Source organism: Streptomyces sp. NPDC000983, assembly GCF_040299205.1.
Classification (GTDB): Bacteria; Actinomycetota; Actinomycetes; order Streptomycetales; family Streptomycetaceae; genus Streptomyces.
Genome location: NZ_JBEPBM010000007.1, coordinates 108,674 through 121,344, shown reverse-complemented (window position 1 = coordinate 121,344; position 12,671 = coordinate 108,674). Strand labels below are relative to the sequence as shown.

Sequence of the window (12,671 nt, the reverse complement as noted above, 5' to 3'; positions counted from 1 at the left end):
TCGTTCTAGCTTGCGCCTCCGGTCACCGGCCTTTCGGCCCGCTCCTCGGCGGCGCAGAAAGAACATTACCCGAAGGTGGACGGGGCTCCAAAACGGGTATCGGAGCCGAGGAGCGCGGGGAGTTCGGCGAGGGTGGCGATCCGGTGCGCCCCGCTCGGCCCGCCGGCGCCGGCGGGCGCGGTGCCGCGGTCGATCCAGACCGAGAGCAGACCGGCGTCCGCCGCTCCCCGCCCGTCGATCTCCGGGTGGTCGCCGACGTAGGCCACCTCGTGCGGGGCCAGCTCCAGTGCGGCGCAGGCGGCCAGGAAGGCCCCTGCCTCGGGCTTGGAGACGCCCAGTTCGGCGGCGCACAGGACGGCCTCGAAGCGGTCCCGGACGCCGAGCACGCGCAGTTTGCGGTCCTGGACGGTGAGGCTGGAGTTGGAGAGCACCGCGTGCCGGTGGCCGGCGGCGAGGAGGTCGAGGGCCGGCAGGACATCGGGGAAGAGGGCCCAGGCGGCCTCGTAGTGGCCCATGTACCGCAGGAACCACCGCTCGGCCTCGGTGTCGCTCAGCGGCTCGCCCAGGAAGGCCCGCACCCGGTCGCGCCGCTGGCCCTCGAAGGACGTCTCGCCCGCCGAGAAGCGCGTCCAGTGCCGCTCGGTGCACTCCCGCCAGCGGTCGAGGGCCGCGTCGACGCCGCCGTGGGCCTCCAGCAGCCCCTCGGCCGCCAGGTGCGCCCGCATCCCGGACCGGTCCGCCGTGGTGTAGTCGAAGATCGTGTCGTCGACGTCCCAGACCACCGCCCGAATGCCCATGGTCCGACCGTAACCGCCGGGCGGCGCGCGCGTCCCGGGAACGCCCGAGGGGCGGCACCCGTCTCCGGATGCCGCCCCTCGGGATCGCGTCTCAGGCCGAGAGCCTCGCGAGCGCCGCGTCGATGCGGGCCAGGGTCTTCTCCTTGCCCAGGATCTCCAGGGACTCGAAGAGCGGCAGGCCGACCGTGCGGCCGGTGACGGCCACCCGGACCGGGGCCTGGGCCTTGCCGAGCTTGAGGCCGTGGGCCTCACCGGCGGTCAGGACGGCCTCCTTGAGGGACTCGGCGGAGGTCCAGTCGGCCGCCTCCAGCCGCTCGCGGGCGGTGCGCAGCAGGGCGTCGCTGCCCTCCTTCATCGCCTTGGCCCAGCTGGCCTCGTCCAGGACCGGCTCCGCCAGGAACAGGAAGTCGACGTTGTCGGTGATCTCGGAGAGCACCTTCAGCCGGGTCTGGGCGTGCGGGGCGACGGCCTGCCACTTGGCCTCGTCGAAGTCCTCCGGGGCCCAGGGGGCGAACGGGGCCGCGAGCCACGGGGCGCAGCGCTCGGTGAAGTCCTTCACGTCGAGCATGCGGATGTGGTCGCCGTTGATCGACTCGCACTTCTTGAGGTCGAAGCGGGCCGGGTTGGGGTTGACGTCGGCGATGTCGAAGGCCGCGACCATCTCGTCGATCGAGAAGATGTCCTGGTCGGCGGAGAGCGACCAGCCGAGCAGGGAGAGGTAGTTGAGCAGGCCCTCGGGCAGGAAGCCGCGCTCGCGGTAGAGGTTCAGCGAGGCCTGGGGGTCCCGCTTCGACAGCTTCTTGTTGCCCTCGCCCATCACGTACGGCAGGTGCCCGAAGGCCGGGGTCGCCTTGGCCACGCCCAGTTCGGTCAGCGCCTTGTACAGGGCGATCTGGCGGGGGGTGGAGGAGAGCAGGTCCTCGCCGCGCAGGACGTGGGTGATCTCCATCAGGGCGTCGTCGACCGGGTTGACCAGCGTGTACAGCGGGGCGCCGTTGGCGCGGACGATGCCGTAGTCCGGGACGTTCTCGGGGGTGAAGGTCAGTTCGCCGCGGACGAGGTCGTCGAAGGTGATCGTCTCGTCGGGCATCCGGAAGCGGACGATCGGGGCGCGGCCCTGGGCCTCGTACCCGTCGACCTGCTCCTGGCTCAGCTCGCGGCAGTGGCCGTCGTAGCCGGAGGGCCTGCCGGCGGCGCGGGCGGCCTCGCGGCGGCTGTCCAGCTCCTCCTGGGAGCAGTAGCAGCGGTAGGCGTGCCCGGCGTCCAGGAGCTTGTCGGCGACGTCCTTGTAGAGGTCCATCCGCTGCGACTGGCGGTACGGCGCGTGCGGACCGCCGACCTCCGGGCCCTCGTCCCAGTCGAAGCCGAGCCAGCGCATCGCGTCCAGCAGCTGGCCGTACGACTCCTCCGAGTCGCGGGCCGCGTCGGTGTCCTCGATGCGGAAGACCAGCGTGCCGCCGTGGTGCTTGGCGAACGCCCAGTTGAACAGGGCGGTGCGGACCAGGCCCACATGGGGGTTGCCGGTCGGCGACGGGCAGAAACGGACGCGTACGGGGGAGGCGGGTGCGCTAGCCACGCTTGACAACCTTGTTGGTGAGAGTGCCGATGCCTTCGATGGTGACGGCGACCTCGTCGCCGACAGCCAGGGGGCCGACCCCTGCCGGGGTGCCCGTGAGGATCACGTCGCCGGGGAGCAGCGTCATGGCCTCGGTGATGTTGACGATCAGATCCGCGATGGAGTGGGTCATCTCGCTGGTGCGGCCGAGTTGGCGTTGCTGGCCGTCGACCGTGAGCTGGATCGTGAGGTCGGACGCGGTGGCGAGGTCCAGGTCCGTCTCCACCCAGGGGCCGAGCGGGCAGGAGGTGTCGAAGCCCTTGGCGCGCGCCCACTGCTTCTCGCGCCGCTGGACGTCCCGCGCGGTGATGTCGTTGGCGCAGGTGTAGCCGAAGATCACGTCGGCCACGCGCTCGCGCGGGACCTCCCGGCACATCCGGCCGATGACCACGGCGAGTTCGGCCTCGTGGTGCAGTTCCTCGGAGAAGGAGGGGTACTGGATCTCGTCGCCGGGGCCGATCACCGAGGTGGAGGGCTTGAAGAAGGCGAAGGGCGCGTCGGGGACCTCGTTGCCCAGTTCCCGGGCGTGCTCGGCGTAGTTGCGGCCGAAGGCCACGACCTTGTTGGGGAGCACCGGGGGCAGCAGCCGCACCTTGCTCAGCGGCACCTTGACGCCGCTGAGCTGGAACTCCGCGAACGGGATGCCCTTGATGATGTCGAGGACGAGTTCGTCAGGCTTGTCGCCCTCGACCGCGCCGAAGGCGACGTTCCCGTCGATGGAGAATCTGGCGATGCGCACGGGATGCTTGGCCCCTTGACTGAAGCGGCTGGAGTCTGACGCTCCAGGCTAACGTGACCGGGGCCGGGCACCTCGCGGCATTACTCCGCGACGGTGGCGGCGACCGGCATGACGTCGAGGACCGTGCGACGGGGGTTGGCGGTCTGGGCCGGAAGGTCGAGGGTGTGCTCCGGCTGCTCCAGGGGCCGCAGGTCGGCGGCGCCCTCCAGGTGGGCCAGCGTCGTGCGACGCGGGTTGGCGGTCGAGCGGAACATCAGCGTCGTCTTCACGGTTGTTCGTAACCTGTCGTGTGCGGTGGGGTGGGAGTTGGCAGATTGCGCCATCTTGTAAAGCGTCAGGCTAAACATGCGTTTCCCCGGAGAAGACGTGAAGACCCCACGATCCTCGTGTGAGTTTGCTCACGGCTTCTTGCGCAAGTCAGGCAAATCGGACCGGCGATTCAGCCCTCCGAAACGGACATTGGGCCACTGAACCGACCATTCCGCTCCTGATCATGGCGACTGGGACACCCGCCGGGCTCCGGCGAATCGCCAGGTTGGGTCCGGTTTGATACGGATCCCTTTCTACGACCGGTAACTCGTCACTCACGTGGTGTCACGTAGGTCACGGCTCGGTCCACGGCCCTTGTTGGAGATCCTGCACTGTGCTGGAATTCCACGGACCGCCGCAGGAACGACCCGGCGCGCAGGGCGCGAAGCAGCGCCGGGCGGCGGCGGAAGGGGGAGCCAGCGCCGGTCACTCAGACCATCAGGGGACGTAATTCAGGACGCCCCCCAATACGCCGACACCGCTCATTCCGTTCACGCGGAGGAGCGCCTGGTCCAGAGGTTGCGACGCTAGTGCAGGGACGTTTCAAGAGGGATGGCAGTGCTTCGGCGGAGCCGGAGCCGCACGGCGGGACTGGCCCCAAAGTCGGCAGTCCCTCGACCCAGCACGCCCAGAGCCCGGTCCAGTCCGGTGACGGCTCCGGGCGCCCCGGCGGACCGGCCGGCACGGGTTCCACGGGCCCGGCCGCCCCGCCCGTCAAGCCGCCGCAGGGTTCGACCAACCCCGGCCCGCGAATAGCCCTGCGCAACTGGCGAATCTCCACGCGCCTGGTGTCGCTGCTCGCACTCCCGGTGGTCGCGGCCACCTCGCTGGGCGCCCTGCGTATCAGCGACTCCATGGACGACATGCAGCAGCTCGACAACATGAAGCTGCTGACGGAGATGACCAAGCAGGCCACCGAGCTGGCCGCCGCGCTCCAGGAGGAGCGCGACCAGTCCGCCGGTCCCCTGGCGCACGGCGAGAAGGCCACCGGCTACACGGTCAAGGGCTACACCGACAAGACCGACCGCCTGGTGGACAACTTCATCGAGTCCGCCGAGGAGGTCGACACCGGCAACGGCAACCTCCAGGGCGTCCACGACACCCTCGTCGGTGTCGTCCGTGACCTGCGCACCCTCAGCGGCATCCGCAAGGACGCCTACCAGGCCGAGGACAACGCCACCCAGACGGTCGAGGCGTACCACCGGCTGATCGAGCACCTGCTGGACCTCTCCCAGGACATGGCCGAGGCGACCAGCAACCCCGACATGATCCAGCGGACCCGTGCGCTGGCGGCCTTCTCCTCCGCCAAGGAGTACGCCTCCATCCAGCGCGCGGTGCTCGCCGCGGCCCTGCCGGTCAACACCAAGTCCTCCGGCAGGCTCTCCGACAACGACCGGCTCTACGCCCAGTCGTCGATGGCCAGCCAGACCTCCGAACTCGCCAGCTTCAAGGCGATCTACGGCGGTGAGGAGGCGGCCGAGCTGCTCAAGCCGGTCGAGGAGGGCAACTCCACGATCCAGGCCACCGACACCTACGGCGACCGCGCCATCACCAGTGGTCTGGCCACGGTGGACCGGCGCTCGTACAAGGACTGGGTGGACGACAGCTCGATCAAGATCGAGCAGATGGGCAACGTCGAGCGCACGCTGCTGGAGCAGATGGAGCAGAAGGCGCGCGAGCTGCGCAACGAGTCCGAGCAGGACGCCATCATCTCCGGTGCGCTGATCCTCCTCGTGCTCGGCGTCTCGCTGGTCGGCGCCTTCGTGGTGGCCCGCTCCATGATCCGCTCGCTGCGCCGGCTGGAGGAGACCGCCACCAAGGTCGCCTCCGACCGACTGCCCGAGCTGGTCAAGCAGCTGTCCGAGTCCGACCCGCAGGACGTCGACACGTCCGTGGAGTCGGTCGGTGTGCACTCCCGGGACGAGATCGGCCGAGTGGCCGCGGCCTTCGACGACGTGCACCGCGAGGCGGTCCGCCTCGCCGCCGAGCAGGCCCTGCTGCGGGGCAACGTCAACGCGATGTTCACCAACCTCTCGCGCCGCTCCCAGGGTCTTATCCAGCGTCAGCTCTCGCTCATCTCCGAACTGGAGTCCCGCGAGGCGGACCCGGACCAGCTGTCCTCGCTGTTCAAGCTCGACCACCTCGCCACCCGCATGCGCCGTAACGGTGAGAACCTCCTCGTTCTCGCCGGTGAAGAGCCCGGCCGCCGCTGGACCCGCCCGGTCCCGCTGGTCGACGTGCTCCGCGCCGCCGCGTCCGAGGTGGAGCAGTACGAGCGCATCGAACTGGCCTCGGTGCCGACCACCGAAGTGGCCGGCCGTGTGGTCAACGACCTCGTGCACCTGCTCGCCGAGCTGCTGGAGAACGCGACCTCGTTCTCCTCCCCGCAGACCAAGGTCAAGGTCACCGGTCACGCCCTGCCCGACGGCCGGGTGCTGATCGAGATCCACGACACCGGCATCGGCCTCTCCCCCGAGGACCTCGCCGCGATCAACGAGCGGCTCGCCTCGCCGCCCACCGTGGACGTCTCCGTCTCCCGACGCATGGGCCTCTTCGTGGTCGGTCGTCTGTCGCAGCGGCACGGCATCCGCATCCAGCTGCGCCCGTCCGACTCCGGTGGTACGACCGCGCTGGTCATGCTCCCGGTCGACGTCGCCCAGGGCGGCCGCAAGCCGGCCCCGGGCAAGCCCGGCCCGGGTGGCCCGACCGGTGGCCCCGCCGCCGCGCAGGCCGCCGCGGGTGCGGCCGCCGCCCGGCGCAACGCCGGTGCCGTCGGCGCCGGCTCGCCCTCGGGCGGACTGCTCGGCGCCGGTCAGGGACCGCGCGCCGCGCTGCCCGGACGTGACGGGGCCGGCCGCCCGGCCGCCCCGCGTGGGGCGCAGCCCCCGGCCGGTGCTCCGCAGAACCGCCAGGCTCCGCCCGCGCAGTCGGCCTTCGGCCAGGCGCCGGGCGCCGGACAGGGCATGCAGTCCGCCGGTGCCCCGCAGGCCCAGGACGCCTTCGGTGGCGGACGTCCCGCGTCCGCCGCTCCGCAGCAGCCGCAGAACCCGGGCGCCGAGCAGGGCGGAGGCGGCCGTCGCAGCCGTCGCCCGCAGCTGCCGGGCGGCCGGGGCGGGCAGCGCGCCGAACTGCCGGGCGCCGGCGTCGGTCAGCAGCGCACCCCGAGCTGGAGCGACGACAACGCCCAGCCGCCGGTGCCGCGCGCCTCGCTGGACACCCCGCGCGGCCACGACGAGCAGGACGCGACCTCGCGGATGCCGCGGATCGACGACCGGCACGGTCCGGCCGCCACGGCCGAGATACCGGCCGTCCCGCGCGCCGACGCCGGCCGGGCCCCGTCGTACGACGCCCCGCAGAACACCGGCCAGTTCCCGCGGCCGAACGGCGCGCAGAACCAGAACACCGGTGAGTACGGCCGTCCGGACCTCTACGGCCCCGGCGGTGCGCAGTCCACGGGTCAGTTCCCGGCTCAGCAGGGCTACAACAACGGCTCCACGACCGGACAGCACTCGCTGCCGAACCCCTCCGCCACGGGCCAGTTCGACCGCCCCCAGGCGGGCGGTCCGGCCGACTACACCCCGCCCCGTCCCCCGGCCCCGCCGCGTCAGCAGCAGCGGCCGAACCGGCCCGAGCCCGAGGCACTGCCCCCGGCGCCCGGTCCCGGTGACGGGCGGACGCCCCTGTACGACACGCTGGAGACCAACTGGTTCCGCGGTCAGCAGGCGGCTCAGCAGCAGGGCAACGGCCAGCAGCCGCAGGCCCCGCAGCACCACCAGCAGTCCCAGGCCGCGGCCCCCACGCCGCCGGCCCAGGCACCACAGGCTCCGGCCCCTCAGCGACAGGCCGCCACCGGCACCTGGCGCACCTCGCCGAACGACGACCTCGTACGGCAGGCCGAGCGGGTCCGGCAGCCGGCAGCGGGCGGAGTCACCACCTCCGGCCTCCCGCGCCGGGTGCCCCGGGCGAACCTCGTCCCGGGCACGGCCCAGCAGCAACAGCACCAAAGCGGTCCGCAGGTCTCGCGTGCGCCTGATGACGTGCGCGGACGGCTGACCAATCTCCGTCGGGGTATCGCGCAGGGTCGTCAGGCCGGCAACGGTCAGACCGGCAGCTTCCCGAGCCCCACTCACCAGCAGGAGCGTTAGTTGAGTCCGATGAGCCAGGCGGCACAGAACCTCAACTGGTTGATCACCAACTTCGTGGACAACACCCCCGGGGTGTCCCACACCGTCGTCGTGTCCGCCGACGGTCTCCTGCTGGCGCTGTCGGAGGGTTTCCCTCGTGACCGCGCGGACCAGCTCGCGGCCGTCGCGTCCGGACTGACCTCGCTGACGGCGGGTGCCTCCCGGATCTTCGAGGGCGGCAACGTGGCACAGACGGTCGTGGAGATGGAGAGGGGATTCCTCTTCCTCATGTCCGTCTCCGACGGCTCGTCGCTGGCCGTCCTCGCGCACCCGGAGTGCGACATCGGCCTCGTCGGCTACGAGATGGCACTGCTGGTGGACCGGGCGGGTGCCGTGCTGACGCCCGACCTCCGTGCCGAGCTCCAAGGCAGTCTGCTCCACTGACCCTCCCTGGATCCACCCGTCTCACCAAATCACCGTCAGGCCGACACACTCCCCCCACCGGCCGCGTCAGACGGCACGACTGACCAACTTGCTGTCCCGTCCGGAGGATTCATGACCCCGCCCAACGCCTCTCATGATCCGTACGCGGAGCCGTACGAGGATGAGGGCGACCAGCCGCTGGTACGTCCGTACGCGATGACCGGCGGCCGGACCCGGCCGCGCTATCAGCTGGCCATCGAGGCCCTGATCAGCACCACGGCCGACCCGGCAGCGCTTATGGGGCTGCTCCCGGAGCACCAGCGCATCTGCCATCTGTGCCGTGAGGTCAAGTCGGTCGCCGAGGTCTCGGCGCTGCTCTCGATGCCTCTCGGTGTGGCCCGGATCCTCGTCGCCGACTTGGCGGAGGCCGGGCTTGTCGCCATTCACCAGCCGGGCGGCGACGAGAACAACGGCGGCGCTCCGGATGTGACGCTGCTCGAAAGGGTGCTCAGTGGACTTCGCAAGCTCTGACGGAGGCCGGGCGACCACCTCCGCGAAGATCGTGGTGGCGGGCGGCTTCGGCGTCGGCAAGACGACGTTCGTCGGCGCCGTCTCCGAGATCAACCCGCTGCGCACGGAGGCCGTGATGACGTCCGCATCCGCGGGCATCGACGACCTCACCCACACCGGGGACAAGACGACCACCACGGTCGCCATGGACTTCGGCCGCATCACGCTCGACCAGGACCTGATCCTGTACCTGTTCGGTACGCCCGGCCAGGACCGCTTCTGGTTCATGTGGGACGACCTGGTGCGCGGCGCGATCGGCGCCGTCGTGCTGGTGGACACCCGCCGTCTCGCCGACTGCTTCCCCGCGGTCGACTACTTCGAGAACAGCGGGCTGCCGTTCGTCGTGGCCCTCAACGGCTTCGACGGGCACCAGCCGTACGCGCCGGAGGAGGTGCGCGAGGCCCTGCAGATCGGCCCCGACACCCCCATCATCACCACGGACGCCCGCCACCGCTCCGACGCCAAGAGTGCGCTGATCACGCTGGTCGAGCACGCCCTCATGGCACGGTTGCGGTAGGCAACCGATCAGGCTGCCCCCTCCGGCAGCCGTCGTAGGAGTCCCGGAGCCGGCTGTGGCATTTGACACGGTCGGCTTCGGTGTTCATAACGTTTCGGCAGAGGAATCCGGTGGTACCGCAACGCGTCGCGGTCATCCGGTGCCGCTGCGCGCACGAAGGCCCCGCCTTTTGGCGGGGCTCGCTCTTTATGACCGTTTTATCTGGGGCTTACATCACAGCAAAACTTCGCTTCCCACTGTTTGGAAGTGCGCAGGTCCCCATGCTGGAATGCCTGAACTGCCCAATAGTCAAAGACGTACTCATCAGTCGATCGAGTACCGGGCCCTGAGAGTCTGCGGCACAACGAAGGTGCCGACCGCCGAGAGGTTGTTGGTCGAGTGAGGCGAAGCACGAACGGTCCCGAGCCGTCGGCCCGGGGCAACTTCACCCCGCCGCCGCGCGGAGCGGCGCCCGCCCCTGTGTCCGGTCCGGAGCCGACGGCCGCACCCGCTTCCAGCGGTGGCCGACTCTCCCCGCGCAACTGGCGTGTGCCGACCCGGCTGAACGCGATCCTGCTCATACCCGTGCTGGTCGGCCTGGTCATGGGCGGCTTCCAGGTGAAGAGCTCGATCGACACCTGGCAGGGGGCCGAGGACGCGAAGGACACCGCGAACCTCGTGCGGGCCTCGCTGAACTACGCGGACGCCCTCTACAACGAGCGCGACATCACCGCCGCGCCGTTGCTCCTGAACAAGGACAAGGACGTCGTCACCGCGGCCCGCAAGGCCACGGACGACGCCGCCGACGCCTTCGACGTGGCGGCCCAGAGCGTCCCCGACACACCGGGCCTGGAGCGCCGTCTGTCGCTGTTCCGCAAGGTGGAGCCCGACCTGGCGACGCTGCGCGAGGAGGCCTACACCTCCGACCGCCTCGGGGTGAAGACCGAGGAGGGCTATGTCGACATCGCCCACCCGCTCACCGAGTTCGCCAACGAGCTGGGCCTGGGCACCGGCAACGTGACCTCGTACGGCCGGACCGTGTACGCGATCGAGCTGACCAAGGGCGCCCTGTCGCTCCAGCGCTCGATCGGTATGCACATGCTGGTCCAGCCCGGCCCGGGCAACAGCAGCTTCGCCAGCCAGAAGGTCGCCCTGTCCTCGTACGCCTACCTGGAGGGCATCGCCGTCCAGGAGTACGTCGGCGGTGGCACCGAGGCCGACGAGCAGCGTCTGAAGGCCGCCGAGGCGGACATCAAGACCAAGGGTGCGGCCATGGCCAAGGAGGCCAAGGCCAACAACCCCGAGTACGTCGCTCCGCCGGCCAACCCGACCGACATGGTGCGGGCCGTCGCGGGCATGAAGTCGACCGACCCGCTGATCCGTCAGGGCCTGGCCCAGCAGGGCGTCACCGCCGAGAACTGGTGGGCGGTCAACACCCTCAAGTACGACGCCTACCGCCAGATCGAGTCGGACCTGACCGACACCGCGGTGAACGAGGCCGCGGCGATCGCCGACGACGCCAAGCGTGACGCCTTCATCGTGGGTGCCGCCGTCGTGGTCGCGCTGCTCGTGGCGTTCATCCTGGCCGGCATGGTGGCCCGCCAGATGAGCCGCTCGATGCGCCAGCTGCGCAACGCCGCCTTCGGCATCGCCGAGCAGCGTCTGCCGATGCTGGTCGACCAGCTCTCGCGCACCGACCCCGGCCGGGTCGACACCCGGGTGCAGCCGATCCCGATCACCACCACGGACGAGATCGGCGAAGTCGCCCGCGCCTTCGACCAGGTCCACCGTGAGGCCGTCCGGCTCGCCGCCGAGCAGGCCCTGCTGCGGGGCAACATCAACGCGATCTTCACCAACCTCTCGCGCCGCAACCAGTCCCTGATCGAGGGCCAGCTGACCCTGATCACCGACCTGGAGAACAACGAGGCCGACCCGGACCAGCTGGAGAACCTCTTCCGCCTGGACCACCTCGCGACCCGTATGCGCCGCAACGGCGAGAACCTCCTGGTCCTCGCCGGCGAGGAGCCCGGCCGCCGCTGGGACCAGCCGGTCCCGCTGGTCGACGTCCTGCGCGCCGCCTCCTCCGAGGTGGAGCAGTACGAGCGCATCGAGCTCTCCGGCGTCCCGGAGGCCGAGATCCACGGCCGCGCCGTGACCGACCTCGTGCACCTGCTGGCCGAGCTGCTGGAGAACGCCACCACGTTCTCCTCACCGCAGACCAAGGTCCGCGTCACCGCGACCCGTCTCCCCGACGGCCGCGTCATGATCGAGATCCACGACAAGGGCATCGGCCTGACCGCCGAGGACTTCGCGGACATCAACCACAAGCTGGCCAACCCGCCGACCGTGGACGCCGCGATCTCGCAGCGCATGGGTCTGTTCGTGGTCGGCCGCCTGTCGGACCGGCACGGCATCCGCGTCCAGCTCCGCCCCTCGGGCGAGCAGGCCGGCACCACCTCGCTGGTCATGCTGCCCGACGCGATCACCCATGGTGGTGGCGGCGGCGAGGCCCCGGCGCCCGACCAGTTCACCGTCTCGCAGATCATCCCGGAGCAGCAGTTCCAGGGTGAGAACTTCGGCGGCCAGCCGATGCGCACGGCGGCCGAGCTGGGCTTCGACGACAGCCGCTACGAGGTCCCGGACGACATCCGCGACCTGGACCCCGTGGGCCGCTCCCTGGTCCGCGAGGAGCGCCGTGCGGCCCTGGAGGCCCAGACGCACGGTCCGGAGTCCGGCGAGGGCACCACCGGGTACGACGAGTTCGCCGCCCCGCAGCAGCAGTCCTACGGCAACGGCCAGAACGGTTTCCCCGAGCAGCAGTCGGGCTACGACCAGCAGACGACGTACGACGAGCAGCAGCAGACGTCGTACGAGGAGCCGTACTACGCCCAGAACGGGGGCCTGCCGCAGAACGACACGTTCTCGTCCCACGGCGGCTACCCCGAGCAGGCCTATGCGGAGCCCGCCCAGGAGGAGCCGGCGGCCGCCCACGGGTCCGCCCCGGAGTCCTTCCCGGCCTTCGAGGAGCGCCGCTACCAGGACGACTGGCCGCAGCAGGACGACTACCGCGGTGACTACTCCGACCAGTACGCTCCGGAACCGGAACCTGTGCAGCCCGCTGACGCGGGTGAGCGCAACAGCGTAGGCTTCGACCGTCCGGGACCGGCCCCGTCCGCTGCCCACGAGCTGACCGACGCAGGGCTCCCGCGCCGCGGTGGCCCCGCGAGCGGCGCCAACGGCGCCCGGCCCGCGGGCCAGGACGCACCGGCCCCCGCCGACGGCCCCGGCGAGTCCGGCTGGCGCTCGGCGAACGACGATCGCTGGCAGCAGGCGGCGCAGCTCCGCAAGCCCAAGGCGGGCGGAGTCACCTCCTCCGGTCTGCCCCGGCGGGTACCCAAGGCCAACCTGGTCGAGGGAGCCGCCGAAGCCACCCCCCAGGGCGGCCCACAGGTCTCCCGCGCTCCCGAGGACGTCCGGGGCAGGCTGAGCAACCTGCGCCGCGGTGTCCAGCGGGGTCGCAGTGCGGGAAGTGAAACGAACGGCCAGGCCACTAGGAACCACAGTGGGCCTGACAGCACCTACAACCAGGAGCGTTAGT

Annotated in this window: 9 protein-coding genes; 5 read left to right on the top strand and 4 right to left on the bottom strand. The window is 70.8% G+C overall.

Features of this window, described 5'->3' with window-relative positions:
• Window positions 1–65 precede the first annotated feature (65 nt).
• The 4 genes from ABT296_RS10420 to ABT296_RS10405 all read right to left on the bottom strand — a co-directional run bounded on the left by ABT296_RS10420 (window position 66) and on the right by ABT296_RS10405 (window position 3,420).
• Window positions 66–797 (bottom strand): HAD family hydrolase, encoded by a 732-nt coding sequence (locus tag ABT296_RS10420; RefSeq protein ID WP_351925395.1) that lies wholly within the window; start codon window positions 795–797, stop codon window positions 66–68.
• Window positions 798–888: 91 nt separating this feature from the next.
• Window positions 889–2,373, bottom strand: a complete 1,485-nt coding sequence (gene gltX, locus ABT296_RS10415; RefSeq protein WP_351925393.1) for a glutamate--tRNA ligase — start codon at window positions 2,371–2,373, stop codon at window positions 889–891.
• On the bottom strand, window positions 2,366–3,151 hold the full coding sequence (locus ABT296_RS10410) for a fumarylacetoacetate hydrolase family protein (RefSeq protein ID WP_351925392.1): 786 nt from the start codon (window positions 3,149–3,151) through the stop codon (window positions 2,366–2,368). The genes gltX and ABT296_RS10410 overlap by 8 nt, the downstream gene beginning before the upstream one ends.
• 80 nt (window positions 3,152–3,231) lie before the next feature.
• Window positions 3,232–3,420 carry a hypothetical protein gene (locus ABT296_RS10405; protein ID WP_351925390.1) on the bottom strand — a complete coding sequence of 63 codons (189 nt, stop codon included), beginning with the start codon at window positions 3,418–3,420 and terminating at the stop codon, window positions 3,232–3,234.
• Window positions 3,421–3,990: 570 nt separating this feature from the next.
• Between ABT296_RS10405 and ABT296_RS10400 the strand changes: the two genes are divergently transcribed.
• From ABT296_RS10400 to ABT296_RS10380, 5 genes are all read left to right on the top strand, one after another.
• Window positions 3,991–7,605 carry a sensor histidine kinase gene (locus ABT296_RS10400; RefSeq protein ID WP_351925388.1) on the top strand — a complete coding sequence of 1,205 codons (3,615 nt, stop codon included), beginning with the start codon at window positions 3,991–3,993 and terminating at the stop codon, window positions 7,603–7,605.
• A gap of 9 nt (window positions 7,606–7,614) precedes the next feature.
• The gene (locus tag ABT296_RS10395) at window positions 7,615–8,028 is read left to right on the top strand and encodes a roadblock/LC7 domain-containing protein (RefSeq protein ID WP_004983056.1); all 414 of its coding nucleotides are present in this window, start codon (window positions 7,615–7,617) and stop codon (window positions 8,026–8,028) included.
• Between the two features lie 111 nt (window positions 8,029–8,139).
• Entirely contained in the window at window positions 8,140–8,538 is a 399-nt protein-coding gene (locus ABT296_RS10390) for a DUF742 domain-containing protein (RefSeq protein ID WP_015657618.1), read from the top strand.
• Entirely contained in the window at window positions 8,519–9,094 is a 576-nt protein-coding gene (locus ABT296_RS10385; RefSeq protein ID WP_015657619.1) for a GTP-binding protein, read from the top strand. Before ABT296_RS10390 ends, ABT296_RS10385 begins: the two co-directional genes overlap by 20 nt.
• Before the next feature lie 378 nt (window positions 9,095–9,472).
• Window positions 9,473–12,670: a sensor histidine kinase gene (locus ABT296_RS10380; RefSeq protein ID WP_351925385.1), complete on the top strand. Its 3,198-nt coding sequence runs from the start codon at window positions 9,473–9,475 to the stop codon at window positions 12,668–12,670.
• The last annotated feature ends 1 nt before the right edge of the window (window position 12,671 follow it).